The sequence below is a fragment of the Hymenobacter sp. HSC-4F20 genome, assembly GCF_019599275.1.
GTDB lineage: Bacteria > Bacteroidota > Bacteroidia > Cytophagales > Hymenobacteraceae > Hymenobacter.
The window spans coordinates 1252534-1279310 of sequence record NZ_JAHZTD010000002.1 but is presented as its reverse complement, the minus strand read 5'-3'; the positions used below and the strand labels follow the sequence as shown (position 1 = coordinate 1279310).

The 26777-nt window shown below is 59.4% G+C and carries 23 protein-coding genes; 15 read left to right on the top strand and 8 right to left on the bottom strand.

Annotated features, from left to right (window positions below; translation table 11 throughout):
• The first annotated feature begins 37 nt into the window (after window positions 1-37).
• The 6 genes from rsmI to K3G63_RS15260 all read left to right on the top strand — a co-directional run bounded on the left by rsmI (window position 38) and on the right by K3G63_RS15260 (window position 5621).
• A complete protein-coding gene (gene rsmI, locus K3G63_RS15285) occupies window positions 38-775 on the top strand; it encodes a 16S rRNA (cytidine(1402)-2'-O)-methyltransferase (RefSeq protein ID WP_220614951.1) in 738 nt (245 codons plus the stop codon).
• Window positions 775-2469, top strand: a complete 1695-nt coding sequence (lnt, locus tag K3G63_RS15280) for an apolipoprotein N-acyltransferase (RefSeq protein ID WP_310794592.1) — start codon at window positions 775-777, stop codon at window positions 2467-2469. The genes rsmI and lnt overlap by 1 nt, the downstream gene beginning before the upstream one ends.
• A gap of 130 nt (window positions 2470-2599) precedes the next feature.
• On the top strand, window positions 2600-3394 hold the full coding sequence (locus tag K3G63_RS15275) for an inositol monophosphatase family protein (protein WP_220614950.1): 795 nt from the start codon (window positions 2600-2602) through the stop codon (window positions 3392-3394).
• Between the two features lie 166 nt (window positions 3395-3560).
• Complete coding sequence (locus K3G63_RS15270; protein WP_180754373.1) at window positions 3561-3761, top strand: FeoB-associated Cys-rich membrane protein; 201 nt, start codon at window positions 3561-3563, stop codon at window positions 3759-3761.
• 133 nt (window positions 3762-3894) lie between these two features.
• Window positions 3895-4233, top strand: a complete 339-nt coding sequence (locus tag K3G63_RS15265) for a hypothetical protein (protein ID WP_220614949.1) — start codon at window positions 3895-3897, stop codon at window positions 4231-4233.
• Between the two features lie 92 nt (window positions 4234-4325).
• Window positions 4326-5621: an erythromycin esterase family protein gene (locus K3G63_RS15260; protein ID WP_220614948.1), complete on the top strand. Its 1296-nt coding sequence runs from the start codon at window positions 4326-4328 to the stop codon at window positions 5619-5621.
• Window positions 5622-5742: 121 nt separating this feature from the next.
• Here the strand turns inward: K3G63_RS15260 and K3G63_RS15255 are convergent, their stop codons facing one another.
• The 3 genes from K3G63_RS15255 to K3G63_RS15245 form a co-directional block, all read right to left on the bottom strand.
• Window positions 5743-6717, bottom strand: a complete 975-nt coding sequence (locus tag K3G63_RS15255; RefSeq protein ID WP_220614947.1) for a hypothetical protein — start codon at window positions 6715-6717, stop codon at window positions 5743-5745.
• 132 nt (window positions 6718-6849) lie between these two features.
• Window positions 6850-7482, bottom strand: a complete 633-nt coding sequence (locus K3G63_RS15250; protein WP_220614946.1) for a helix-turn-helix domain-containing protein — start codon at window positions 7480-7482, stop codon at window positions 6850-6852.
• 250 nt (window positions 7483-7732) lie between these two features.
• Window positions 7733-8755 (bottom strand): SPASM domain-containing protein, encoded by a 1023-nt coding sequence (locus tag K3G63_RS15245; RefSeq protein ID WP_220614945.1) that lies wholly within the window; start codon window positions 8753-8755, stop codon window positions 7733-7735.
• Window positions 8756-9030: 275 nt separating this feature from the next.
• Between K3G63_RS15245 and K3G63_RS15240 the strand changes: the two genes are divergently transcribed.
• A complete protein-coding gene (locus K3G63_RS15240; RefSeq protein WP_220614944.1) occupies window positions 9031-9393 on the top strand; it encodes a hypothetical protein in 363 nt (120 codons plus the stop codon).
• A 90-nt stretch (window positions 9394-9483) separates the two neighbouring features.
• Here the strand turns inward: K3G63_RS15240 and K3G63_RS15235 are convergent, their stop codons facing one another.
• Both K3G63_RS15235 and radA read right to left on the bottom strand, forming a co-directional pair.
• The gene (locus K3G63_RS15235; protein ID WP_220614943.1) at window positions 9484-10938 is read right to left on the bottom strand and encodes a redoxin family protein; all 1455 of its coding nucleotides are present in this window, start codon (window positions 10936-10938) and stop codon (window positions 9484-9486) included.
• Window positions 10939-11228: 290 nt separating this feature from the next.
• Window positions 11229-12617, bottom strand: a complete 1389-nt coding sequence (radA, locus tag K3G63_RS15230) for a DNA repair protein RadA (RefSeq protein WP_220614942.1) — start codon at window positions 12615-12617, stop codon at window positions 11229-11231.
• A 504-nt stretch (window positions 12618-13121) separates the two neighbouring features.
• Between radA and K3G63_RS15225 the strand changes: the two genes are divergently transcribed.
• The 7 genes from K3G63_RS15225 (at window position 13122) to K3G63_RS15195 (ending at window position 21963) form a co-directional block, all read left to right on the top strand.
• A complete protein-coding gene (locus K3G63_RS15225) occupies window positions 13122-15272 on the top strand; it encodes a lectin-like domain-containing protein (protein WP_220614941.1) in 2151 nt (716 codons plus the stop codon).
• A 183-nt stretch (window positions 15273-15455) separates the two neighbouring features.
• Window positions 15456-16862 (top strand): sensor histidine kinase, encoded by a 1407-nt coding sequence (locus K3G63_RS15220; protein WP_220614940.1) that lies wholly within the window; start codon window positions 15456-15458, stop codon window positions 16860-16862.
• Window positions 16863-17113: 251 nt separating this feature from the next.
• Complete coding sequence (locus tag K3G63_RS15215) at window positions 17114-18769, top strand: FAD-dependent oxidoreductase (protein WP_220614939.1); 1656 nt, start codon at window positions 17114-17116, stop codon at window positions 18767-18769.
• Between the two features lie 255 nt (window positions 18770-19024).
• A complete protein-coding gene (locus K3G63_RS15210) occupies window positions 19025-19852 on the top strand; it encodes a metallophosphoesterase (protein ID WP_220614938.1) in 828 nt (275 codons plus the stop codon).
• The gene (locus K3G63_RS15205; protein ID WP_220614937.1) at window positions 19852-20508 is read left to right on the top strand and encodes a hypothetical protein; all 657 of its coding nucleotides are present in this window, start codon (window positions 19852-19854) and stop codon (window positions 20506-20508) included. Before K3G63_RS15210 ends, K3G63_RS15205 begins: the two co-directional genes overlap by 1 nt.
• Window positions 20509-20570: 62 nt before the next feature.
• Window positions 20571-21386 carry a metallophosphoesterase gene (locus K3G63_RS15200; protein WP_220614936.1) on the top strand — a complete coding sequence of 272 codons (816 nt, stop codon included), beginning with the start codon at window positions 20571-20573 and terminating at the stop codon, window positions 21384-21386.
• Complete coding sequence (locus K3G63_RS15195) at window positions 21370-21963, top strand: hypothetical protein (protein ID WP_220614935.1); 594 nt, start codon at window positions 21370-21372, stop codon at window positions 21961-21963. The genes K3G63_RS15200 and K3G63_RS15195 overlap by 17 nt, the downstream gene beginning before the upstream one ends.
• Before the next feature lie 143 nt (window positions 21964-22106).
• On the opposite strand, the gene K3G63_RS15190 is transcribed toward K3G63_RS15195, so the two are convergent.
• A complete protein-coding gene (locus tag K3G63_RS15190) occupies window positions 22107-23477 on the bottom strand; it encodes a lysophospholipid acyltransferase family protein (protein WP_220614934.1) in 1371 nt (456 codons plus the stop codon).
• Window positions 23478-23779: 302 nt separating this feature from the next.
• Between K3G63_RS15190 and K3G63_RS15185 the strand changes: the two genes are divergently transcribed.
• Window positions 23780-24592: a tetratricopeptide repeat protein gene (locus K3G63_RS15185; RefSeq protein ID WP_220614933.1), complete on the top strand. Its 813-nt coding sequence runs from the start codon at window positions 23780-23782 to the stop codon at window positions 24590-24592.
• Between the two features lie 133 nt (window positions 24593-24725).
• Here K3G63_RS15185 and K3G63_RS15180 read toward each other — a convergent pair whose 3' ends face one another.
• On the bottom strand, window positions 24726-25829 hold the full coding sequence (locus K3G63_RS15180; protein WP_220614932.1) for a chorismate mutase: 1104 nt from the start codon (window positions 25827-25829) through the stop codon (window positions 24726-24728).
• Window positions 25830-25920: 91 nt separating this feature from the next.
• Entirely contained in the window at window positions 25921-26766 is an 846-nt protein-coding gene (locus K3G63_RS15175; RefSeq protein WP_220614931.1) for a prephenate dehydrogenase, read from the bottom strand.
• Window positions 26767-26777 lie beyond the last annotated feature (11 nt).

The window sequence follows — 26777 nt, the reverse complement described above, 5'->3', positions numbered from 1 at the left end:
AAATCCAGCCGGCTAAAGCCCGCTACCTTTGCTTTCTATGACCACTGCTACCCCTGCCCCTACGCTTTTGTATCTGGTACCCACGCCCATCGGCAACCTGGAAGATATTACCCTGCGGGCCATTCGGGTGCTGGGCGAGGTAGATACGGTGCTGGCCGAAGACACCCGCACCAGCGGCCGGCTGCTGCAGCACCTGAATATCAAGAAGCCCATGCTCAGCTACCACCTCCACAACGAGCACCAGCAAGTGCAGCGCCTGCTGGAGCGCCTGGAGAAGGGCGAGACCATGGCCCTGGTATCAGACGCCGGCACGCCCGGAATTTCCGACCCTGGCTTTTTGTTGGTGCGGGAGTGCCTGGCCCGGGGGCTGAAGGTGGAGTGCCTGCCCGGCGCTACCGCTTTTGTACCGGCCCTGCTGAAATCGGGGTTTGGGGCGGAGCGGTTTACCTTCGAGGGCTTCCTGCCAGTGAAGAAAGGCCGCCAAACCCGCCTCAAGGAGCTAGCCGCGGAAACCCGCACCATGATTTTCTACGAGTCGCCGCACCGGATTGTGAAGACCCTGGAGCAGCTCGCAGAAGTGCTGGGCCCCGAGCGCATGGCCTCCGTGAGCCGGGAACTGACCAAGCTGTTCGAGGAAACCGTGACGGCCCCCCTTGCGGAGCTGGCGGCCAACTTCGCGGCCCGCTCAGCCATCAAGGGCGAAATTGTGCTAGTGGTGCAGGGCCACAAGGAAGAGCGCACCAAGGAAGACCGTTATACTGACGACGAACGATAGTGCTGACACAAACTACTTCTGCTGCTCCCGCTGCGCCGGTAGCCGCTTCTGATAAGCTCGCGGCCTGGCAACCAGCTTTGCTGGCCGTGCTGGGCGCGGTGCTTTTGTGGCTGGGCTGGCCGGTGCACCCGGCGGTGCTGGCCTTGCTACTGCTGGTGGGCTGGGTTCCCTACCTCCTAATGGAGCAGCAACTCACTGCGCATGGCGCCAGCGGCTGGAAGGTGTGGCGCTACAGCTACCTGCTGCTGGTACTCTGGAACCTGTTCACTACCTACTGGGTGAGCTACAGCACCTTGGGCGGTGGCATTACGGCCGTGGTCTGCAATGCGCTGCTGATGAGCCTGCCCCTCACGGCGTTCTACCACACCAAGAAGCGCTTCGGCCCAAAGCTGGGCTACCTGTCCCTACCTATCTACTGGATTGCCTTCGAGCAAGTGCACCTGCACTGGTTCCTGACCTGGCCCTGGCTGACCCTCGGCAATGGCTTCGCGCAGGCCAACCAGTGGGTGCAGTGGTACGAGTACACCGGCTTCCTGGGCGGTTCCGTCTGGGCGTGGCTAGTGAACCTGCTGGTGTTTGGGGCCTGGTTTGGCTTCCGCCGTGCTACCCTCCAGGCGCATGCCAATACTATTGCTTCTGCCGGAAAGGTAAGCTGGTTGTGGCCGGTGCTGACGGTAGCCCTGCCGATGGCCGTTTCTTACCTAATCGGGAGCCGGTACCAGGAGAAAGGCCCTACGGCCGAAGTGCTGGTGATTCAGCCCAACGTGGACCCGTTCAATGAGAAGTTTGAGGGAGGCGCCAACTTCATTTCCCACGACTTGCAGCTGCAGCGTATGCTCACCCTCACCGAGCAGAACCTGACCCCTCAGACTAAGCTGGTGCTTTGGCCTGAAACCTCCCTCGACGAAACCTACTTCGAGTCGAATATCGATACCTACCCCAAAATTCAGCGCCTACGCCAGTGGTTGGGCCAGCACCCAGGGGTAGAGCTGATTACGGGCCTGACGACGGTGGAGCAGTATGGTTCCGATAAAAGCAAGGCTAGCCCCACGGCCCGCTTCCGCGAGGACCTGGGCTACTACGATATCTTCAATGCCGCCCTGCACCTGGGTAGCGCCACCGGCCGCGCCGAGTTCTACCATAAGTCGAGACTGGTACCGGGGGTAGAGGGCGTGCCGCCGTGGCTGTCGGCCTTCGTGATTGACCTAGGCGGCACGGCCGGCGGCCTGGGCTCCCAGCCCGAGCGTACGGTATACCGCACCGCAACCCCCGGCCTGAGCGTGGCCCCGGTTATCTGCTACGAATCGGTGTACGGCGACTTCGTGGGCGACTACGTGAAGAACGGTGCTTCCCTTATCGGCATCATCACCAACGACGGCTGGTGGTCCGACTCGCCGGGCCACAACCAGCACCTGCAGTACGCTACCCTGCGCGCCATCGAAACCCGCCGCGACATTGCCCGCTCCGCCAACACCGGTATTTCGGCCTTTATTAACCAGAAAGGCGAAATCACCCAGCGCACCGGCTGGTGGGTACAGGCGGCCAGCCGCGCCACCGTCCACCTGAATACGGAGCAAACCTTTTACGTCCGCTACGGTGAGCTAATCGGCCCTGCCTGCCAGGTGCTGGCCGTGCTCCTGCTCGTGCTGACGGTGGTGCGGGCTGCGCAGAACCGAAAACAACTAGCGGCGTAAAGCCTGTTCTTGTCATCCTGAGGGAAGCGAAGGACCTCTACTGCGTGTCAACCCAAACGGGAGCCATCAGTAAAGGTCCTTCGCTTCCCTCAGGATGACAGGTTTTTCTCGACGATACTACCTTCGCTTCATGGATTACAACCAACTCAGCTTTCAGCTCGCGGCCGTAACGCGCCACGCAGGCCAGTTTATTCGCCAGGAGGCGGCCACCTTCGACCGGAGCCACATCGAAACCAAGGGCGTACACGACTTGGTATCGTACGTGGACAAGGAAACCGAGAAGCTACTTGTGGCCGGCCTGCGCGAGCTGCTGCCCGAGGCCGGCTTCATCACGGAAGAAGGAACCGAGGGCGCCAACCGCGCTGAAGAATACAACTGGATTATTGACCCCCTGGATGGGACTACCAACTTTGTGCACGGCCTGCCGGTGTACTGCGTGAGCGTGGGTCTCATTCACCACCAAGAACTGGTAGCTGGGGTAGTGTACGAGGTAGTGCGCGACGAATGCTTCCGGGCCGCCAAGGGTGCCGGAGCCTTCTGCAATGAGGTGCCCATTCACGTTTCCGACGTGCCCGAACTGAACAGCTCCCTGATTGCCACCGGCTTTCCCTACACCGATTTCACCCAGCTCACGGAGTACCTGCAACTGCTGAGTGCCTTCATCCAACGCTCCCACGGTGTGCGCCGGGTAGGTTCCGCTGCTGCCGACCTGGCCTACGTAGCCGCCGGCCGCTTCGAGGGCTTCTTCGAGTTTAACCTCAACTCCTACGACGTAGCTGCCGGCATTCTATTGGTGCGCGAAGCCGGGGGCCGCGTCACGGCCTTCCTGGAAGACGGTGACCCGCTGTTCGGCCGCCAGGTAGTAGCCAGCAACGGCCTCGTGCACGAGGAAATGCAGGCCACCATCCGGGAAACCTGGAAATAGAGAGTCTTTTGTCATCCTGAGCGGAGCGAAGGACCTCTACTGTGAGTAACCATTATCATAACGAAGCGGTAGAGGTCCTTCGCTCCGCTCAGGATGACAAGCGTGAAAACAAGAGGAATGACCCAACCGCAAACTTTTCCCGGCGCAGCGTAGTTTTGTGACCATCATGTGGATACAGTACCTCATTATCGCCTTGCTCTTTGCCGGAGCTGCCTTCTACGTGGGGCGTATCTTCTGGCGGGCCTTTCTTTCTAAAGATCAGTCGGGCTGCGCCAAGGGGTGCGGCGGGGCCTGCTCCGTGATTGATGTGGACCGGCTGCAGCGCACCATCGAGCTGGCTGCCGCCCGTGAAGGCACCGGGCGCTAGCTGCGCAATATTCTTGCTACGGGATATAACCTGCCCCCGCACTGGCTACGTATAGCCGGTGCGGGGGCTTTCCGTTGCTGGCCTTGCCTACCCCCGGAATCTCTCCCAACCTTCCTTAAAAACGCCCCTCATCATGCAAGACAAAGAAGAAGAACGCTCGCTGGTTAACGTAGAAAGAAAGCTCAACGAAGAAGGCTTCAAGGCTGACTTTAGCGTGCGCGACGGCCGCCTGTACGCCATGAGCGACGACAAGAAAACCTACGGCCCCGAAGATGTAACCATCGTAGACTTCTACCGCTTCGAGGGCGAAAGCAACCCCGACGATATGTCCATCCTCTACGCTCTGGAAACCGCCGACGGCGTGCGCGGCACCATTTCCTCGGCCTATGGTACCTACGGCGAATCGGACTCGATTGAGTTCCTGAAGCAGGTAGAAGACCTGGGCAAGAACCTGAGCAAGAAGTTTAAGTAAGCTCATCCGCCCTACCCGTTCCTTTCCCAGAGTGCGCCGCAGCGAAAGTTGCGGCGCACTCTGCTATTTCTGCCCTACCCAACCTCAACGCTATGAAAACCCCGCTGCCTACCCACCCCCTCCGCTCCAGCCGCGACCTGGACACGCTCATCGAAGCCATCGGCGACACCCGCGTGGTACTGCTGGGTGAGGCCTCCCACGGCACCTCCGAGTACTATACCTGGCGCGCGGCCCTTTCCAAGCGGCTCATTCAGGAGAAAGGCTTCAACTTCATTGCCGTGGAAGGCGACTGGCCCGACTGCTTCGAGGTAAACGCCGCCATCAAGCAGGACGAGCCGACCTACGGCACCGCAGCCCAGCTGCTGAGCACCTTCAACCGTTGGCCTACCTGGATGTGGGGCAACTGGGAAATTGCGGCCTTGGTGGAGTGGCTGCACCAGCACAACCGGCAGTTGTCGCGCGAGCAGCGGGTAGGCTTCTACGGGCTGGACGTGTACAGCTTGTGGGAGTCGTTGCAGGAGATTATGCACTACGTGGAAAAGCAGGGCGACGGGGCCGTGCAGGCCGCCCACCGTGCTTTCCAGTGCTTTGAGCCCTACGGTGACGACCCCCAAGAGTACGCCCACGCCGTGGCCTACGTCTCGGAGGATTGTGAGGATGAGGTGACGGAGATGCTGCGGGCCCTGCGCAAGCAGGTAGCCAGCCAGCAAACCGACGGCTTGCTGGACCGAGAGCAGAAATTCAATGCCGAGCAAAACGCCCTGGTAGCCGTGAATGCGGAGCGCTACTACCGGGCTATGATTCAGGGCGGCTCGGCCTCCTGGAATGTGCGCGATACGCACATGATGGAAACCCTCACCCGACTCCTGGACCTGCACGGCCCCGACAGCAAGGCCATTATCTGGGAGCACAACACCCACATCGGCGACGCCCGCTACACCGATATGCGCCGCGACGACATGGTAAACGTAGGGCAGCTGGCCCGGGAGGTGTATGGCCGCGAAAACGTGTTTGCGGTGGGCTTCGGCTCCTATCAGGGCTCCGTTATTGCGGGCCGCAAGTGGGGCGCTACCCCCGAGAAGATGACCGTACCGGAAGGCACCCGCGGCTCCTGGGAAAACCTGTTGCATCAGCAGCTTCAGGGCGAAAATGCCCTGCTGTTCTCCGAGGAGCTGCGCGGCCACGATGCCCTGCGCCAGCCCATCGGCCACCGGGCCATTGGGGTGGTGTACCGGTCCGAGTTCGAACGGTTCGGCAACTACGTGCCCTCTATCATCCCCGACCGCTACGACGCCTTCCTGTTCATCGACCAAACCCAGGCCCTGCATCCGCTGCCTACCCACCAAGACGAGCACACCCCCCCCGACCTCTATCCGTGGGGCGAATAGACAGCGAACAAAAACAGTCATTCCGAGCAGCGCGAGAAATCTGAGTTGACCATTGTGGTCTGACCCAGATTCCTCGCGCTGCTCGGAATGACAGCTACGATGCGGGAGGGTTCACCCCCTATTACATTACCAGCCCGAAGCGGCCGCCTTTGGTATCCAGAATGATGGTGCGCTGTGCGAAGGGCTCGTTGCCGAGCATGCCGCCCATACCCGAAAAGCGCATTAGTAAGCTCTCCTTCAAGCTGGTACCTTCAATGTAGGTTACCGTCCGGAAGGGTACTGCCACGCTGCCAAGCTGCATGGCCGTGGGGGTAGGGGCCGTGTAAGCATGTAGCGTTCGGCCCATGGAGTTGACGGCGGCGTGCTGGACGGTGGCGCTGGGCTGGATCATGGTCTGCCAGGTATCCTGACTGGTGAGCAGGGAGAAGGCGCTGCTGCCCGAGTCGAAGAGCAGCTGGCGCGGCTCATCTTGCACGGTAGCGTTGAGCAGCACCCGGCGGCCAGTGAATTGCAGCGGCACAAAGGCGGCTTGGCGGCTGAGGTTGTCCGGTACGGTAGCCTCCAGGGTAAAGCGCTGCTGGGCATAGTCGAGCACCAGCACCCGGCCCTCCAGCACATCCGTCCCCAGCGTCCCGATGATGAAAGGCTGGGTAGTGTCAGCGGGCAGCATCGCTCTGCCATAGTCGAGCACCCGTATGCTGCGGGCAGTTACCTGGCCGGTTCCTAATCCAAACTGAAAGTTGCGCAACGTATCAGCCTGGGCGGGCAGGGCCTGGGCCAGGCCGGGGTAGCTACCGCGCAGCGCTGCCAACGCCTTGCCGTACATCAGGGAGGTAGGCGCCCCGGTATCGAATTGGAAGTAGCAGGTACGGGGGCAGCCGGGCAGGCGTACGGGCAGCAGCAGGGCGGCGTGCGGCGTGGTCGGCTTCGTCGTCGAGTCGGCCAGCCAGGTAAAGCGGCAGGTAGCAGGTAGGCTCGCAACGGCAAGCTGGCTGGGGGCCGGCATGAACTTCTGTTTCATGTAGAAGTAGCCGCCGATGCCACTAACAACAAGTAGAGTCAGTACTCCGAGCAGAATTTTGAAGAGCGGTTTCATGGGACGCGAGGCGTGGTGGTTGATGTCACCAAAAGTGGGGCACTCACCCCTCTGCCTCGTGCGTCATTCCTGCGTCATTTTGCCGTCATGTTTCGCAGTTAATTGAAAACCAGTTATTTGCCGGATGGCGCGTTAAAGATGAATAGGATACACGTTCAGACGGCCTTGCCGCAGCTGCCAGGCATTGTACCCAATTACCAGCACGTTGAGAGCATATGTGAGCACCAGCACCACGAGGTAGAGCCCGGGCATCAGGGTGCGGTGTGTTCCTGCCAGTAGGAGCTGCACCATCACCACCACCAGGAAGGCGAGTGAGCTTCCTACCTGCCACAACACCTGAAAGCCCAGTACCCGCCGCCCTACCTCTGCCGCGTGCGCAATCGTGTGCCGCCGGGTTTTCCACAGCCACCACGGCACCAGAATATTCAGTAGGGGCAGCACCAGAAAACTCAGCGCACTCAGGTTAAGAAGTTGCAGGAAATCGGGGTCGGGGCGTAAGGAGGGGGTAGGGGCCGGCGCATCCGGAGTGGTTACGGGCACTGGCACTACGGCAGGCTCGGGCGCCGCTACCTCTTCAGTTCGGAAGGAATCGAGCGGCACATCGAGGGCAGTGGCCAGCGCCTGCAGGGTGTAGCCACGGGGCATGGTTTCGCCCTGCTCTACCCGCTGAATCGTGCGCAAGCTCACCCCCGATTGTTCCGCCAGCACTTCTTGCGAAAGGCCTTTCCTTTTTCGAATAGTAGCAATACGAGCAGCCGAGAACATAACAATAGGGTAGAAGGACAAAAGCTGTCAGCAAGATAGGCTTCTGCATCTATCCAAAGAGTGTGGACAGTAAGACAAGACCGTCATTCCGAGCTTGTCGAGGAATCTCGCGTGCTGACGTCTGGATAGCATTGCAACATCAGCACGCGAGATTCCTCGACAAGCTCGGAATGACGGTCTTATTAAGGCCAGGCAGGTGACTCTATTTATAAATTCATCCTAGAGTATCAATGCTTTATAATTTGACTGCTCAACCCCACACTTTTGTGCCCTCAGTGCAGTTGCGGCACATCTCAATCTGGTCGCGGCCTTTGAGTAGGGAGGCGCGGAAGCGTTGGTACTTGGTGCCGTGCCAGAGTTGGCGGAAGGTCTGGGTTTTCAGGTCGCCGAGGCGGTATTCGGCGTCTTTATCGAAGCAGCAGGGCACTACCAGCCCATCCCAGGTAATGACACACGAATGCCACATCTTCCAGCAGTGGTTCACCAGCTTATTCTTGATGCTCCAGGTGCCATCCGTGTTGTTCTCGTAGCGCGAGTAGTAGTCGATGGTCGGGATAAGGGGGGAGCCGTTGTGGTAGTCGTAGATCTGGGCGGTCTTGAACCACACGTCATCTACCCCTAGCTCTTTGGCCAAGCGCTTGGCGTCCTCAATCTGGTGCTCGTTGGGGCGCACCACCAGAAACTGGAATACCACCCGCGGCGTCTGCGAATTTAGCTCCCGGCGCCACTTAATCAGGTTACGCGTGCCCTCCAGCACCTTGTCGAGTTTGCCGCCTACCCGGTACTGTTGGTACACATCCTGGGTAGTGCCATCGAGGGAAATAATCAGGCGGTCTAGCCCGCTCTCCACGGTGCGGCGGGCGTTCTTGTCGTTGAGGTAGTGGGCGTTGGTGCTGGTGGCGGTATAGATGCCTTTATCCGAAGCGTACTTCACCAGATCCAGAAAGTTGGGGTGCAAGTACGGCTCGCCCTGGAAGTAGAAAATCAGGTACCACAGCCGTGAAGCAACCTCATCGATGGTCTTGCGAAACAGCTCATCGGGCAGCATGCCGGTAGGGCGCGTAAAGGAGCGCAGGCCGCTGGGGCACTCCGGGCAGCGCAGGTTGCAGCTGGTGGTAGGCTCAAAACTTAGGGCCACCGGTAGTCCCCAATGCCGGGCCTTACCCGTGAGCTTGCTTAGCACGTACCCGCCCACTACCTGCGCCCCGTTCCAGAGGCGGCCGGGGGTAGCTTTCGAAAAGAAGTTGAGTCCGTCGGTAAGTAAGGAGGCCATGGAGAAGATAAAGGTACAGCGTCACGGCTGAGCCAAGAGCAAAAGCCAAACAGTTAATCCTCGGTTCTGACTGCACGTACAGAAAATAATTACGCCGGGGGACTTTCCAGCAGCTTGCAACTAGCCTGTAGGAGCAGCTTATCGTATCTTAATTGAGCAGGATGATAACTAGCTTGATAGCCAAAATACTATGAAATGCTTGGCTATTGTAATTAGTGTAGTAACCTAAAAATATTGGCTTGCGTTAAAGGCGTATCATCACTTCGCTATTCGTCATGAAAATACCAGTCGAACCAGGCCAGGAAAAAGGCTTCTTGCCCGATGGACGCCATACAGTGGAAATCACCGATATTCAGGAAGGCATTAGTGAGCACCAGAATGTGCCTTTCTTCGCGGCGCGCATGGAAAACGAAGATGGCTTCGTAACTCAGCGCTTCTACACCTCGCCCAATGCTATGCCCATTCTGCTGTCGCTCTACGCAGCGGTAGGCATCCATCCTGAGGCGGGCAAAGATTTAGATACCAAGCAGCTGCTCGGTAAGCGGCTTTCCGTTGAGGTAGGGGAGCACAGCTACGCCGACCCCGCTTCCGGCAACGAGCGGAATATCAAGCAGGCTACCGGCTTCCGCACCGCCTAAACGGTAGGAAACTACCAACTCTGACAACGAGAAGGGCCATCCGATGCATCGGGTGGCCCTTCTCGCTGTCAGAGGCTGACACAGGTACAGCTATTTGCCGGCTGGCAGCGTGCTGCTGTAGGTGTTAGCCTTGCCGAACGACTCCTTAATTTCATCCACGGCAGCGCGGCTGCTCAGGCGCTTGGGCTTGGTATTGAGGAAGGTACCGTCTTCGGCTAGCAGGAAGTAGCTGGGCACATCTTGCACGGCGTAGGCCCGGGCTATGGCCGAGCGCAGTCCGCCGGAAGTTCGTACGTGCACGCCGGGTAGCTTCTTGCTGACAACCAGCTGCTTCCAGGCTCCTTCGTTTTCATCGAGGGCCACGTTCAGGAATACGATGTTCTTGCCTTCAAACTTCTTGGCCAACTCAGCGGCGTAGGGCAAGTCGCGCAGGGCTAGGCCGCTGGTGGTGCGCCAGAAGTTCAGGTACACTAGCTTGCCCGCAAACTGCTTTAGGCTTACAGTATCTCCTTTGGCCGAAACCAGGTGAAAATCTGGGGCGGGAGCCCCAATGGCAAAGGCTTTATGCGTATCGAAATCTTGCCGGAGCAGGGGGTAGTACTGGTTTTTGGCGTCTACGCTGCGGTAGTCTTCCAGCATGGCCACCGACTGCTTGATGTGCCCGAACCGGAAGGATTCTTTCAGCACCCGGCCCATAATGATGGGCTTTACCGGGCCATCGAGCTGCTTTTTGGCCATATCGTAGCACACCTGGTAGAAATCGGGGTCGGTGCGCTGCTTGCCGCTGCTGGTAGCCAGGTAGTGAATGTAGTTCAGTAGAAACTCCTGGTACTGCTCGCTTTGTACTGCCGCCGGATTATTGATCAGGGCTTTGTCGTTGAGGAAGTCGTAGTAGGTGGGCGACATCTTCAGGCGGCTCTCGGTGGCTACCACCTGTTCGCGCAAATCCTGGAACGTGAGCCGGTCGTTGGCGTAGCTGTAGGCAATTTCGGCCTTAACGTACTCTTTAAACGCCGGGCTCATGCCTTCCATGCCGTTCTCCATGAACTTCTGCTCTTCCTTGCGGCGGTAGTCCAGGAATGAGATGAAGCCAGGCTCATAGAGCATGATGTTGTCGGGAAGCACTTGGAAGCCATCATTTTCCACGAACTTCTCATCCATCTCCGACAAGAACGTGTTGGCCTCCGCTCCGCGGCCTTTGTAGCGCACCGAGCTAGCCAAGTCGGAGCCTTTGAAGCGTACATCAAGCTGGTTGCCGGGCTCCAGAAATAGGTCTGCCACATCGTCGCCGTATACCAGGTCGGCGCGTGTAGGGCCGTTTACCGTTAGCGCCAGCCGGAACTCGCCTTTGTCATCGAGGCGCGCGTAGGTGATTTGCTCTTTGACGTCGAGCGGATTTTCACGCACCGATACGGCTACTGTATCAGACGTGCGGCCGCTGACCTTGCCGGTCAGAACCACGGTGCCTTGGGCCCGGCTCAGTAGCGGGGCAGCCAGGAACCCAGCCCACAGCAGGGCAGTGGCGAAGGTAGATCTATGGGCCATCGGAGGAGGGCTACGTCAGGGTGGGTCAATTGAATCCGACCAACATCTGGCCGAAACGAAATGTTCGAGGTCAGATGTTTCGCGGTAAAAGTCAATTTCTTCACCGAAGATACGGTAAAAAGGTTAAGAAAGTCCAATCCGCTGAGCTACTTTTTGCGTAACCCTGCTCGTAACCCCAAAGTTTTGTACATACCCAGTAGCCCAACCAGCACCATTGCGAAGTAGCAACTTTGCTGGTTGGGCTATTGGGTTCCCATCATGAAGCAGGATAACTGCCTGAAAAGCAAAAACTAGCCAAACAAGCCAGTCAGGACATCATCGAGCCGGCCAGCCGGGTGAACCCGAATGCCATAGCGGGCCAAATCAAGGCCTTTGGCGTTGAACTGCGAAATGTACATTTCGGCGAAGCCCAGTTTCTCGGCCTCACTCAGGCGCTGATCGAGTCGGCTTACCGCCCGGATTTCTCCGCTCAGACCAACTTCCGATGCCAGGCAGATTTCATTGCGAATGGGCACGTCGTTAAGCGAACTTACGACTGCAGCGCACACCGCTAAGTCCAATGCAGGGTCTTCGAGGCGCATACCCCCGGCAATGTTCAGGAACACGTCGTGCTGACTCAGGCGCAAGCCGCTGCGCTTCTCCAACACGGCCAGCAGCATTTGCAGGCGCTTACCATCAAAGCCGGTGGAGGAACGCTGGGGCGTGCCATACGTAGCGGGCGTTACCAGCGCCTGAACCTCTACCAGCAGTGGGCGGTTGCCTTCCAGGGTAGCCCCAATGGCAATGCCGCTGAGTTGCTCCGTGCGCTGGCTGAGCAAAATCTCCGAAGGGTTACTTACCTGCCGCAGGCCCGCTCCCTGCATCTCGTAAATACCCAGCTCGGAAGTAGAGCCAAAGCGGTTTTTGATGGTGCGCAGAATGCGGTAGGTCAGGTGCCGGTCGCCTTCGAACTGCAAGACCGTATCGACCATGTGCTCCAGAATTTTGGGGCCGGCAATGGAGCCATCCTTGGTGATGTGGCCAATGAGCAGCACCGGTACGCCCGTATCCTTGGCGTACTTGAGCAGTTCCGTGGTGCACTCGCGTACCTGGCTTACGGAACCGGGCCCGGCCTCCACAATGGTGCTGTGCAGGGTTTGGATAGAATCGACTACCACCACGTTGGGCTGCAGCTGGTCGATCTGGCGGAAGATATTCTGGGTGTTGGTTTCGGTAAGAATATAGAGTCCCTGGTGCTGCTTGCCCAGGCGCTCGGCCCGCATTTTGATCTGCTGCTCGCTTTCCTCCCCCGAAACGTAGAGAATGCGCAGGTTGCGCAACTGCATGGCAATCTGGAGCATCAGGGTGCTTTTGCCGATGCCTGGCTCCCCCCCAATCAGCACCAACGAGCCCGGTACGAGGCCGCCGCCCAGTACGCGGTTCAGTTCCGCGTCGTGCGTGTCGAGGCGCGATTCTTCTTCGTACAGGATTTCACCCAGGGGCTTGGGCTTAGCGGCCTTGGTAGTGCTGCCTACCGTGGTAGAGGCTTTCCAGGCATTGGCTGCCGGGTTGTTGTCGGTTTTTTCAATGACCTCTTCCACGTACGTGTTCCACTCGCCGCAGCTCGGGCACCGGCCAATCCACTTAGCCGATTGCGCGCCGCAGTTTTGGCAGAAAAACAGGGTTTTTACTTTGGCCATGCCGGAAAATTGAGAGCTAGGGGAAAATTACTTAATGCAGCGCGAAGCTAAAAAGTTTGGCAAAGAATGGGTTTTTGTCGCTTACTCAACGAGCCCTTCCGGGCTGCATTAGCAAAGGGAAACAGTGGCAAGCTTGAGGCTAGTTACGGTGCGCGTGGCCCGAACGGCCCATAAGTGAAATTTATGTATTAGATTATACTAATATTATCAGGAAATAACATAGACTTCCGGCATTACTTACTGGCGTATGTTTTACTCTCGCTACCTCCGTCTAAGCACCGTAAAGCGTAGTGAGTAAGAGAATAAACCAAGAAAAAGTGAAGGAGTACGCCCACGCAGTGCACTCGGAATATGCATGCCAAGCAAAGTGAATACCCGTCAGTACGCAACTCGATATTGCATTTATTTTATAAATATGTTGCTACACGGATGAGCTTGATAGCTTTGTAGTGCTGATAGCACCTAGCCATGCTGTCAGGATCAATTGCTTCATGCTCTGTTTGTATGCCACACCTGTATTCGTATCTCCCTGATTTTATCATTGCCCCCACAGTGCAAACTGCCCAACGTGCCACCACGGTGCCCCGGTCTTGGCTGGCGGGAGCAATGCTAGGTCTTGCCTCATTGTACGCCCCGGCGGCAGCGGGTCAGGGGCTGTTCAAAACCAACGGTAACGCCACGACCAGCACTACCTGCTCGGGAGGATACACCCTGACGCCGGATGCGGGCAACCAAGCGGGCTCGGTGTGGCGCCTGCAGCAGATAACGTTGGCTAAGTCCTTTGTTTTCAACTTCAACGTATACCTGGGCAACCACGATGGGGGCGACGGCATGGTATTCGCGCTGCAACGTAACGCCAACGGTGTCAATGCCTTGGGCGGTGGTGGCCAGAATATGGGCATGGCGGCCATCTCCCCGTCCATCAGCGTAGAGTTTGATACCTATGATAACGGTAGCGGTATCGGCGACATCTCGGCCGACCATCTTGCCATTATCAAAAATGGAGACTTTGCGGAGCCGCAGACGTTCACGGGCGCTTCCGGCGCTACTACCTCTACCCCGGCTGCCGTTAATGCCAGCGGCACTGCTCTCGATATCGAGAATAATACCTACTACCCCGTCAGGGTAACGTGGAACGTGAACACTAAAACGTTGCAGGTATACTTTAACGGGGCCCTACGCGCTACCTATACCGAGGATATAGTAAACACTATATTCGGCAAGAATCCGCTGGTGTATTGGGGCTTTACAGCATCTACGGGTGGGGCTACCAATAAAATGGAGGCGTGCAGTCTGAATTTTAACTACGATTTGGATACCGACGGCCTGACCGATAACCAGGACGCGGACGACGACAACGACGGCATTGCTGATGCCGACGAGTCGGGGGCGACGATGGAAGCCAACGGTGATGCCGACAATGATGGGATACTGAACTATCAGGATGCTGATTACGGCACTCTCAACGCCAACGGGGTAGTAGCCGCTATGGACTTTGACGGCGACGGTATCATCAACCAGTTTGACCTGGACTCCGACGCCGATGGCATTCCTGACGTGGTGGAAGGTACCAACGGGCAGATGAGTACCAATTTCCGCGCGATATACAGCGCCGCCAGCGGCCAATACACTACTAGCGTGAGTACGGCGGGCCGCCCCCAGAGCACGTCGGCTTATACAACCCTACCCGATACGGATGCCGATGGACGCCCCGACTACCTCGACACGAACTCCGACGGAGATGCCGTACCCGACTGGACGGAAGCCTTTGACGACAACAGCAGCGGCATTGCGGTAGATGACCTGAAAGCCCGGGCCGCCGCCTTCCTTTCCAAAGGCGGCAGTAGTGCCTTTTATCCGAACACCGATACCGGTAATGCCGGCGCCCCCGACTGGCTCAAGGACAGCAACGGCAACGGTATTCCGAACTTCCTCGACCCCACCAGCACCTTCTACCACGACACCGACGGTGACGGCCTGGTAGACTTGCTGGACCCCAGCAACCTGGGCGTGGGCTACGCCGATGTATCGGGCATACCGGACCGGAACAGAAACGCCGTAACCGACTACCGCGATGCGGCGGTGGTTACCCCGCTCCCCGTGCAGCTCACTTCCTTTGTAGCTCGCGCAACGGGCGGGCAGGCGCTTCTTACCTGGGCTACAGCTGCCGAACTCAACAATGCCTACTTTGTGGTAGAAATAAGCCTTGATGGGCAGCACTTCGAGCAGGTGGGCCGGGTAGCCGGCGCGGGCACATCAGACCAGGCCCACGCCTACCGCTTTACCGATGAGAACCTGCCGAACTATGCCGTCAACCTGGTGTACTACCGCTTGCGGCAGGTAGATGCAGATGGAAAAGCGCAGTACTCGGCAGTGGAAACCGTGGCCGGCCTCTACGCCAAGGGCGCGTTGCAGGCTCAGCCAAACCCGTTTTCCGGAGCACTTGCCCTGGAGGTGCGGGGCGCCGCGGCCGGTACCGCCACGCTGGTTGTAACGAATGCTACGGGACAAACTCAGTTAACGCAGCCAGTAACTCTGGTGGCAGGCGTTACCCCGGTTGTGGTACCGCAGGCTGCGGGCTGGCCGGCCGGGGTGTACCTGGTGCGGGTAGTACAGGGCGCGCAACAGTATTTGTTGAAAGTAGTGCGAGAGTAAAGAAGGGCAGTGCCGCCCGTTTCAGCCAACTGAGGGCCAGGTTTTCTGAGGAAAGCCTGGCCCTCGTCGGTGAAGAACCTGCCCAGTGCGCCGACTACGGGAGGAACGCCTAGCTTTAAGCGCCGGTATTACCTCGCCGAAACCAGCTAAGTTGCCTTCCCGCTGTCCTTACTGCCGTGTGTTATGCTCATTTCGCCTGTACTCCCCGCCGACCTTACGCGCATTGACACCTTCGCCGACTTGCCCCTTGCTACCCTGGAGTGGCTCGCCAGCCACGGAGAGCGGCGCACGTACGCTTCCAACGACACCATTATGCAGCCCGGCGACGAGGCCGAATTTATGGTAGCGTTGCTGCGCGGCAGCCTGCAGTTTTACGCCGTGCGCCACGGCAACCGGGAGCCCGCCTTCCGCATCGAGGCCGGACAAATCAGTGGCGTATTGCCCTATTCTCGTCTGCGCATAATTCAGGGCACGGGCGTGGCAGTAGGCGAAACAGAAGTGTTTCTGCTGCACCGCAACCTGTTCCCCGAGCTGGAGCACGTAAGCCCCGAGCTGGTGCAGCGCCTGGTAGGCTTGATGAGCGACCGGGCCCGGCAGGAGGCCCGCACCCAGGAGCGCGACGATAAGCTGCGGGCCTTGGGTAAGCTTTCCGCAGGCTTGGCGCACGAGCTCAACAACCCCGCCGCCGCCATTATGCGCGCCGCCGAAAACCTGGCTACTCTGCTGCAGGCCAAGCCTGCGCTGCTACAGGAGCTCGTGCGACACTGCCCTAGTCCGGAGGCGCTGGCGGCCCTGGCCCACCTAGCAACGGCCCCGATAGCCGCCACCCCGCCGGCTCGGTCGGCGCTGGCCCGGGCCGATGCCGAGGATGAGCTGGCCGATTGGCTGGAAGCGCAGCAGGTGCCCGATGGCTACCAGTTGGCCGCCGGCCTGCTCGATGCGGGCCTGACCCTGGCTACCCTGGAGCCGGTGATAGAGGCGATGCCCGAAGCCGCCCGCCCCGCTGCCCTAAGCTGGCTCGAAGGGCAGCTAACTACCCGCCGCCTGGTGCTGGACGTGCAAGAGGCGGGCAGCCGCATTACTACCCTGGTAGCTAACGTAAAGACCTACAGTCATATGGATCGGGGCGGCGACTTTGCGCCCCTCCAAGTGCACGACGGCCTCGATAGCACCCTTAACATTCTGAGCTACTGCCTGCGCGAGGAGAAAGTCACGGTGACTCGCGACTATGCCCCGGCGCTGCCGCTGGTGCGAGGTCAGGTCAGTAGCCTCAACCAAGTCTGGACGAACCTGCTCGACAACGCCATTGATGCCCTACCCCCCGGCGGCGAAATAACCGTGCGTACCCGCCAGGAGGGCGACTTCGTGCGCGTGTTCATCATCGATAATGGCCCCGGTATTCCGCCCGAGGTGCTCCCCCGCATCATGGAGCCGTTTTTCACCACTAAAGCGGCCGGCGAAGGCACCGGTCTTGGGCTCGATATTGCCCTGCGGATTGTGGAGCAGCACGGCGGCCGCCTCGATGTGCAGTCGGTGCCGGGCCACACGGAGTTTGGGGTGTGGCTGCCGGTAGCACAGCAGAGAAGCTGAGCCGTCAACTTCTCTGCTGAAAATATCACACCACTTGGTAGAAAGCGAAGCCGTACGTCGCGCGGGGTTCCTGTCATTGCGGGGGGTAGCAACGGACCTCTGCCTGGGAGTGTTCCGGGGGAGCACCAACGTAGCCACGGCTCTTTGCTTACGCGCGGGAGAAATAGCCGCGAGGAACCCGTGCACGTGATACTGGTATCTGGTGGTTACTTTAAGCCAGGTTTAACCCATTCTATTATATAGCTACCTGCATGAAAAAGCCTGTTCTGCTCTGCGTTGATGATGATCCGCAGGTACTAAGTGCCATCGACCGGGACTTGCGCCAGGAGTTTCGGCGCGACTATCGGGTCTTACGGGCCGGCTCGGGCCAGGAGGCGGTGGCTACCATTCGGGAGTTGAAGGAGCGTGAGGAGCCTCTGGCCCTGATTCTGGCCGACCAACGCATGCCCGACCTCGAAGGAGTGGAAGTACTAACCGAGGCCCGGCAGCTCTACCCCGATGCCAAGCGCGTGCTGCTCACCGCCTACGCCGACACGGAAGCGGCCATTCGAGCCATCAACTCGGCCCGCCTCGACCACTACCTCATGAAGCCCTGGGACCCGCCCCAGCAGCTCTTGTACCCCACCCTCCACGATTTGCTGCGGGCCTGGGAAGCAACCTACAAGCCGGCCTTCCGTGGGGTGCGCCTCATTGGGTTTCAATGGTCGCCCCGCTCCCACGACCTCAAGGACTTTCTGGCTGGCTACCTCATTGGCTACCAGTGGCTTGATTTCGAGACGGACTCGGAGGCGCAGGCGCTGCTGGCTCAGAAAGGGCTAACCCCGAGCGACTTGCCAGTGGTAGTGCTGGAAGATGGCACGGCTCTGCCAAACCCCTCGGCCACAGAAGTTGCTACCCGCATCGGCCTCACGGTGCAAGCCTCTCAGGATCTGTACGATGTAGTGGTAATTGGGGCGGGACCGGCCGGGCTGGCAGCAGCCGTGTACGGAGCCTCTGAGGGGCTGAAAACCCTGGTGATAGAGCGCCAGGCCCCCGGCGGACAAGCCGGCACTAGCTCCCGCATCGAGAACTACCTAGGCTTCCCAACGGGGCTTAGCGGCAGCGAGCTGGCGCACCGGGCCTGGGCCCAAGCCGTGCGCCTCGGCGCCGAGTTGCTGGCCCCGCAGGAGGTAGTAGATATGTGCGTGCAGGATGGCTATAAGGTGCTGACCCTGAGCGACGGTAGCAAAGTGCAAACCCGGGCCGTGGTCCTGACTACCGGGGTCAGCTACCGCACGTTGTCGGCGCCGGGCATGGACCGCCTGAGCGGGGCGGGCGTGTACTACGGCGCGGCCCGCACGGAGGCCCGCACCTGCCAGGAGCAGGACGTGTACATCGTGGGCGGGGGCAACTCGGCGGGGCAAGCTGCCATGTACCTGGCTACCTACGCCCGGCGAGTTTACATCGTGATTCGAGGGGCGAACCTGGCGGCTTCCATGTCGGCGTACCTTATCGAGCAAATTGGCCAAACGCCTAACATTGAGTTGCTGCCCTTCACGGAGGTAGCCGAAGTATGCGGCGACGACCACCTGGAAGAGGTTGTTCTGAGCCGCGAGGGCCAGCTGGAGCGGCGGCCGGCCCGGGCCCTGTTCGTGTTTATTGGGGCCAAACCCAGCACCGAATGGGTGTGCCACACCATCGTCTGCGACGCGAAAGGCTTTGTGCTCACCGGGCGCGACCTGGTCATCGACCCGCGCTATGCTACCTCCTGGAAGCATCCGCGGCGGGAGCCCTACCTCCTCGAAACCTGCGTGCCCGGCGTGTTTGCCGCCGGCGACAGTCGGGCGGGCGCTATGGCCCGGGTGGCTTCGGCAGTGGGAGAGGGAAGCATGGCCATCAAGTTCGTGCACCAGTACCTCGACGAGTAGGCTCAAGGCGTCCCATATTGGGTCAGAGGTTTTTGTTGGAAACTCACACTTTTTCTCTCCCTCCCTTACCACTGAATTTTAACGGCAGGTGCGCTGGAATAGCGGTTCACACCGGAAACACTTCAGATAAAAAGGCCTTTATAGTCGGTTTTAATGCCTTTTTAAGCTCAACAAATGGGGGGCTTGCTTGGTATATAGCGCCGGAACTATCCCGCCGGGTACTTCTTCTGATTGTTGTTTTTTGTGCTGAGGCTTATGCGCTCATTTCTCCGAAACTTTCCCATTCGTACTCTCCTGCCCACCACCGCTGCGCTACTGCTCGGCGGTTGCGAAATGCTGGAGTTTAGTCCCAACGACCACCGCTCCCCGGAACGGCAGCAAGACCTGACGGCCAAAAACCTGGCCCGCTTAACCCAAAGCCCCCTGCCCGCCGGCGACACCCTGCGCTTTGTTTTTACCGGCGACTCCCAGCGCTTCTACAATGAGGCCGAAGACCTGGTGAAAAGCGTGAATCAGCAGGCGGGCATTCAGTTCCTGATTGTGGCCGGTGATATTTCCGACTTCGGTTTTGGCCGCGAAATGCGCTGGGTTGATGACCAGCTGCGCAAGCTGAAGGTGCCCTACGTAACGGTTATCGGCAACCACGACTCCGTAGGCAACGGCCGCAAGGCGTACGAGGAAATCTTCGGCCCGCTGAACTACTCCTTTACCTACGCCGATACGAAGTTCATCATGACCGATACCAACGGCCGCGAGTACAACTTCGACGGGAAAATTCCGAATATGTCGTGGGTAAGCAGCGAGCTGCAGGACGCATCAACTCGTCGGCACGTCATCATTTCCCACGTGCCGCCCCAGGACGAGGATTTCGACCCGGCCGTGCGTGAGGCCTACATAACCGCGCTGCGCAACGACCCGCGCCTGGCCTTCGAAATGAACGGACACCGCCACGATTTCAGCATTGGAGAGCCCTTCAACGATGGCGTGACCTACATCAACTCCTACGGCTTCGAGAAACGCCAGTACGTCATCGTGACGGTGTGGGGCGACAAACAGTTTCGGCTGAAAAAAGTACAGTTCTAATGGTACAGCGACTACTCCTGGCCGCCCTGGTGGCCGCGCCGCTGGCCACTTTTGCCAGCCCCTTCACCCCCGCCGCCCCCGATACGGTGGGTACTACCCCCCCCGCCAGCCGAAACCAGGCTCCGACTGAGTCCTTGCCCTGGTACCGCCCCCGCCACGTACTGGCCCAAACCGGCGGTGGCCTGGGCATGGTATCCGTGGGAGCAGGCTACTCGCTTAAAGACCGCCTCGACCTGGATATTCTCATCGGTTACGTGCCCCGCAAGTACGCCGGTTCCCGCCTGTCCATCTACTCCGCCAAGCTCCTGTATTCGCCCTGGACGCTACCTCTGGGCAAGACGCAGAAGTGGGCCATCAAGCCCCTGATGGTAGGTGGCTACCTTAGCTACACCCACGGCACCCTTAACGATGAGGAGCCCAACCAGTATTACCGCGGCTACTACTGGTTCTCGACCGATACGCGGGTAGGGCCCCTGTTGGGTAGCCGCCTGAGCTACGCCCTGCCCCCCACGGCAAAGGGCCGGGCGCGCAATCTGTCGGCTTATTACGAGTTGGGGTCCAATGACTTGTACATCCTCAGCTACGTACAAAACATGAAGGGCTTGTCGCCGGCTGATATTCTGACCCTAAGCCTGGGCCTGAAGCTGGATATTTAAGTTGCTGCCGGGGCCAGAAAAGCCCCGGCGGCTTTCGTGTACGCTTCCGTTCGTACCTGCTTATGCGTCAGAGCTACCTGCTTAGTGGGGCACTAGCCCTCTTCCTGGCTAGCTGCCAGCTGGTAGAGTTCAGCCCCAACCAGACCTACGTGCCGGTGGCGGAGCGCAACCTAACCAGCCGCAACCTGCGCCAGCTGGCTACCGCTGGCCCGAGCCTGGGTGATACGGTGCGCTTCGTTTTTGTGGGAGATACGCAGCGGTTCTACGACGAGACGGAGCAGTTCGTGGCCAGTGTCAACCAGCAGCGGGGCATCGACTTCGTGCTCGTAGCCGGCGACATTTCCGACTTTGGCCTGCTGCGGGAATTTCGGTGGGTAAACCAGCGGCTCCAAAGGTTGCGGGTGCCCTACCTCACCGTTATCGGCAATCATGATGTGGTAGGCAATGGCCGGGCCGTGTATCAGCAGGTATATGGTCCGCTGAACTACTCCTTTCTTTACAAAGGCACCCGCTTCGTTTGCCTTGATACCAATGGGCGGGAATATGGCTTTGGGCGGCAGGTGCCCGACCTAGCCTGGCTGCGTCGGCAACTGGCGGATACGGCGGCTCGCACCGTAGTGGTCAGCCATGTGCCCCCTACGGACGAAGACTTTGACCCGGCGCTGGTGCAGGGCTACGCCGCTACCCTGCGCGCCTGCCCCAACCTGGTTTTGCATCTGAGTGGCCACGTGCACCGCTACACTGCCGCCCAGCCCTTCCACGACGGCATTACTTACCTGACTACCTACAGCCTCGAAAAGCACCGCTACCACATCCTGACGATGTGGGGCCACCGGCAATTTCGCCTCGAAACCGTGGTGTATGGGGCAGAAAGCTAAGTGGTTGTGGCTGGTGTGCGCGCTTGCACCCGGCGCTTTACAGGCGCAATCCTCGGGGGTAGCACCGGCCGGGCCGTTCTTCCTGAGCCTGCACGTGGCCGGAGGCACCGGGCTGGTAGCACTGGGCGGCGGCTACCGGGTGGCGCACCAGCGGCTGGAGCCGGAGCTGCTGGTGGGCTACCTGCCTCATCGGCTGAGCGGGGGCAAGGCCTTGGCCATTTTCACTCTGAAAGCTACCTACTTGCCCTTTGCACCTACTTTGGGGCATTCTCGTTGGCAGGTGACTCCGGTTACGCTGGGGGCAATGGTGAATTACACCACGGGCCGTCAGTTCTTCCTGACAAACAACACGGCGGGCCGCTACCGCCCCGGCTATTACTGGTGGTCGTCGGCGGTGCGGGTAGGAGCTTTGGTTGGCCTGCGGCTTTCCTACCTCGACCCGCGCCCCGGCTCAGCTCCACGCTTCACCAGTTTATACTCTGAGTTGAGCACCAACGACTTGCACCTGGTAAGTTTGCTTACCAACCGCTCCCTTCGCCTACCGGATGTCCTGACTTTGGGGGCGGGGCTGAAATAAGGCATTGGAAGGTGAAAGAAGAAGAAAGCTTCTGCGGAAGGCCATTAGCTGCTACCCCGCTGGCAGCAGTAAAAGCATTGCAGTACCGCTCAAGCTGACTACTATTTCCTATTCAGGCGGCGCTTCTTCACGCCCTCATCTACTCACTTTCTGTCCAGATACGCCGCTCGTGCTTCGCGGATCAGTCGGATAAGTTCGGTGCGCTGGTGTAACAGGGTTTCCATGAGGGGCCGCTGCTGACGAAACAGGCGCAGGGCCCGCAGACGGCGCAGGCGGCTGGCCAAGTTGCCCCAGTAATTCAGAGCATAGAACCCGGACAGGGGTAGGCTGATAAAGTACAGCAGGGCCCAAAGCCAGCTATGCGTAAAGTGGTACACCAAGGCCGTTTGTCCCACGTAGGCCAGCGTGAACGTGAGCATACCCGTCACCAGCATAATGGGCGCCACGAACTCCACATCCTTGGTAGCACGCTTGGCAATAACCGACGGGATAATGTAAGGCACGTAGTTGTTGATGACGCCATAGAGGTAAAACGGCGCCCCCAACACGAGGCGCAGCCCGGCCGCAAGCGCCCGACTAGCCCGGGTGCTACCCCCCGGCCGGGATTCAAGGGCCTCGTCAGTGAGGCGCAGGTGTTCCAGTTGCTGATGGTAGGCGTGCAGTTTCTCCTGCACCTGGCTGATGCGGCTGGCATCGTGCTCCTCGAAATACCGCACTGCTTTTAGGAGGGTGCGGCTGAGCTGGAAGTTGTCGTAAAGGGTTTCTTCGTCGTCCTGAATGAGGTGCTGCCCGAAGGTGCGCTCTACCTGCGTTACCAGCTCGTCTTCCTCATCGGTGCGGGTAATGATGAGGTGGGCCTCCATGCGCCGCCGGATTTCCTCGGTCAGCACATCGGCGGCGGCTTCGGGGTTCTGGCGGTACTGCTCGGCGTAATCGGCTACCCGGATGGGCTCGGCCAGGTTCAGGAGTACATCGGAACGGAAGCGCTGCGGATCGAAGTAGTTGATACCCAGCGGCAGAATGTGCAGGCCCAGGGTAAAGTCGTGGCGGGCCTCCGCGCCCAGGGCAATGCGGGCCGCGCCGGTTTTCAACGGCCGCAGCCGCCGCTCCGACACGCTGGTGCCCTCCGGGAAAATCATGATGGTGCCGCCCTTATCGAAGTAGTCGTAGCACCGCCCGAAGGCTTTTTCGTTTTGAGCTTCCAGCTGGGCGGGCGTCAGGGTTTCGGCCCCGGTATCCAGGTCTTGCCGACGGTAAATCGGAATGGAGTTGCCCGACTCCATAATGGCCCGCGAAATGGGGTTCTTGAAAAAGGTACTCTTGGCCAGAAAGGCAATGGGCTGGCGGCGGTTTACGGCTGCAACCAGCGGGTCCATGAGGGTGTTGGGGTGGTTGCTGGTGATGAGCAAGGGGCCGCGCATGCGCAGCCGCTCGGGGTGGCGCACTTCCAGTTGGCGAAAAAACACGCGCAAGGCCACCTGCACGAGGGGCTTCATCACAGTATAAAACAGCATAGCCGCAAGAAAAGCAGAAGGATGGGTGGGAAGTGTACTGGCCGGGGCGGACAGAGGTTGTTGAGCTTGCCTAAGCCTGGCCGCAACCTGTGCATTTCTTGCCGAACAGCCGCCCCAAAACTTGCCGGTTTCAGACTTTTCAGCGCCGCAGCAAAGCCTGCTTACACCTTACGTGGGTTGCCCGCGCGGTACCAGAGCCGCCACTACCTGCGTTGTTTACTGAAAGACCCCTGCTCAGCGTGCTTCACCCGCATCCTCACAAATTCCGGCATCTTTGGGCCTGGTTTTAGCGTTGCTCTCGTATGCGTCCGTTTGTTTTCTTGCTGCTTTTTCTGCTGGCCCCGAGCATAAGCTGGGCCCAAACCACGGCTGCGGCAGAAGCGGCCGCCCAGGCTACGGCCCTACGGCGGGCCAACCAGCTGGTGCTGGAACGGCGCTACGAATCGGCCTGGAAGCTGCTGAAATTTCTGGACCAGATGAACCTGGACCCCGCCGTAGCGCTAAAGAAAACCGAGCTGGCCCTGAACTACTACACGGCCACCGACGAGCTGAAGCGCTTTGCCTTCCGCGACCTGAAGCTGCTGGATCTTTCGCCCGATAGCCTGCGCCAGCTGGAAGTAGATACCCCGCGCTACTCTTTTCCGGTGCGGCGGGTGCTGGAGAAACTGCAGGAGAAATACCCGGATAACTACAAGCTCGACCGTGCCCTGGGCGACTATTACTTTGCCGTGCAGCAATGCGACTGCGCCGAGCAGGAGTTGGGCGAAGATGCTGTTTTTCAACGCACTATCAAGCATTATCAGCAGGCTCACGACCACGGCCAGGGCGACTACCTCTCGTACTTTGCCCTGGGCTACTCTTACCAGCGCTTAGGTAAGTTTCAGGAAAGCCTGGCGCCCTTCGAGCGGTCCATCGAGCTGCGCAAAGATTCTCCGACTACCCACCTCAACCTGGCCTTTGTGTACCTGGAATTAAAGGAGTTTGAGAAAGCTCAGGCCCACGCCCGCCGGGCCGTGGAGCTTTTCCCCGATGATGCGCACAAGGAAGACGCCGCGTATTTGCTGGGCCAGATTGAGGAACGCATGAAAGCCACCGCCGCTACCCAGACTCCTTAAGCTGCTTTGCCTCGTGCTGGCTGCTACCGCCCTGCGAAGTAAGCAGGGCACCGCCCGGGTAATCTGGCCGCAGTGCAGGCCCCCTACTACTGGTCGTCAGCAGTAGGGGGCCTGACACTCCATCCCCTCGCACCTATAGATTCTCGCGGTTCATCACGCGGTTCTGGCGGTTGATGGACTCCAGGTGCACGGCGTCGAAGTACTTGAGGATGAAGTCGCGGGTGAGGCCCAGCTGGTGGCCTTGCTGAATGCCACGCTCCAGAATCTCGTTCCAGCGGTTGGTTTGCAGAATGGTGATGTCGTTGTCCTTTTTGTACTGCCCGATGCTTTCGGCTACCTGCATGCGGCGGCCCAACAGGTGCAGAATCTCATCATCAAGCTGGTTGATTTGGGCGCGTAACTGATTGAGCTTATTGAGGAATTCTTGCTGGTCGGTGGTTTCGTGGCGCCAGGTCAGGCCATCGAGCAGCTCGGCCAGGCGCTGAGGCGTCACCTGCTGCTTGGCGTCGCTCCAGGCATTGTCGGGGTCAATGTGCGACTCCAGCATCAGCCCATCAAAGTCTAAGTCAATGCTTTTCTGGGCCACGCTGGCCAGGCCGGTGCGGTTGCCGCAGATGTGGCTTGGGTCGCAGATAATGGGCAGGTCGGGCAGGCGGCGCTTCATCTCAATGGGCAGGTGCCACATGGGGGCGTTGCGGTACTCGGTGTTGCCGTAGCTGGCGAAGCCCCGGTGAATCAGCCCGATTTTCTGGTTGCCCGTTTTGGCCAGGCGCTCCACGGCGCCCATCCACAGCTCCAGGTCGGGGTGCACCGGGTTTTTGATGAATACCGGAATATCTACGCCCCGCAGCGCATCGGCCACGGCCTGCACCGAGAAGGGGTTTACCGTGGTGCGAGCCCCAATCCAGAGCACGTCCACATCGAAGGCCAAGGCATCTTCTACGTGCTTGGGGGTAGCCACTTCCACGGTGGTAGGCAGGCCCGTTAGCTGCTTGGCGCGCTGCAGCCAGGGTAGGCCCTTGGTGCCAATGCCCTCAAACAGACCGGGCTTGGTGCGGGGTTTCCAGATGCCGGCGCGCAGCATGTCAACCTTGCCGGTGGCGGCCAGCTGGGTGCAGGTGGCAATCAGTTGTTCCTCCGTTTCAGCGGAGCACGGCCCGGAAATGATTAGCGGCTTTTTGGCGAGGAATTTCGGGTGTTCAGCCGCGTCGGCGGGAGAGGTGAGAAGCTGTTCCATACGTATGTTGAGGGTTCGTTTCAGGGGTTGGGGTAGGGAAGACGCTTTTGTTAGCTTTCTGCTCAGATGAGGAAGGAGCTAGCTTTAGCTCTCATTTCAAAATCTTCTTGATCAGGTTGGCCTGCTGGATTTGCTGATAAACAGCCGGGTAGTCTTCCTGATTGAGTAGCTCGCGCAGGTGTTGGAGCTGGTGGATGTGCTCGTCGAGCACATCGAGTACGTTCACCCGGTTCTGGCGGAAGATGGGCACCCACATATCGGGCGAGCTTTTGGCCAGGCGCACCGTCGACTCAAAACCGCCGCTGGCCAGGGCAAAGATCTGCTGTTCTTCCTTTTCTTTCTCTAACACCGTGAGGGCGAGGGCAAACGAAGTGATGTGCGAAATGTGCGAAATGTAGGCCGTGTGCAGGTCGTGGGCGGTGCCATCCATGTGCACGAGCTGCATAGCCAGGCGGCCAAACACGGCTTCCACCCGGGCCACGGCGTCCTCGGCACTGCGGGCAGCGTCGCAGATAACCAGGGTTTTGCCCTTGAACAAGCCCGGCACAGCCGCCGATGGCCCCGAATACTCGGTGCCAGCCATGGGGTGCACGGCCACAAATCGGGTGCGGTTGGGGTGGGCTTCCACGGCGGCCAGCAGGGTAGCCTTGGTCGAGCCTACATCAATAACCACCTGGCGGTCAGTGGCAGCATCCAGTACTTGAGGTAGCACGCTGAGCATGGCGTCCATAGGCACGGCTACCACCACCAGGTCGGCACGGGTGACGGCCGCCGGTAGGGTATTCTCTACCTCATCTATCAAGCCCAAGGCTATGGCCTGTCGCTGGTTCTCGGGGCTACGGTCGACGCCAATGATGTGGTGGGCCAGGCCCGTTTCCTTGAGGCTCAAGGCCAGGGAACCGCCAATCAAGCCAATTCCGATGATGGTGACTACCATTAGGTGAAATG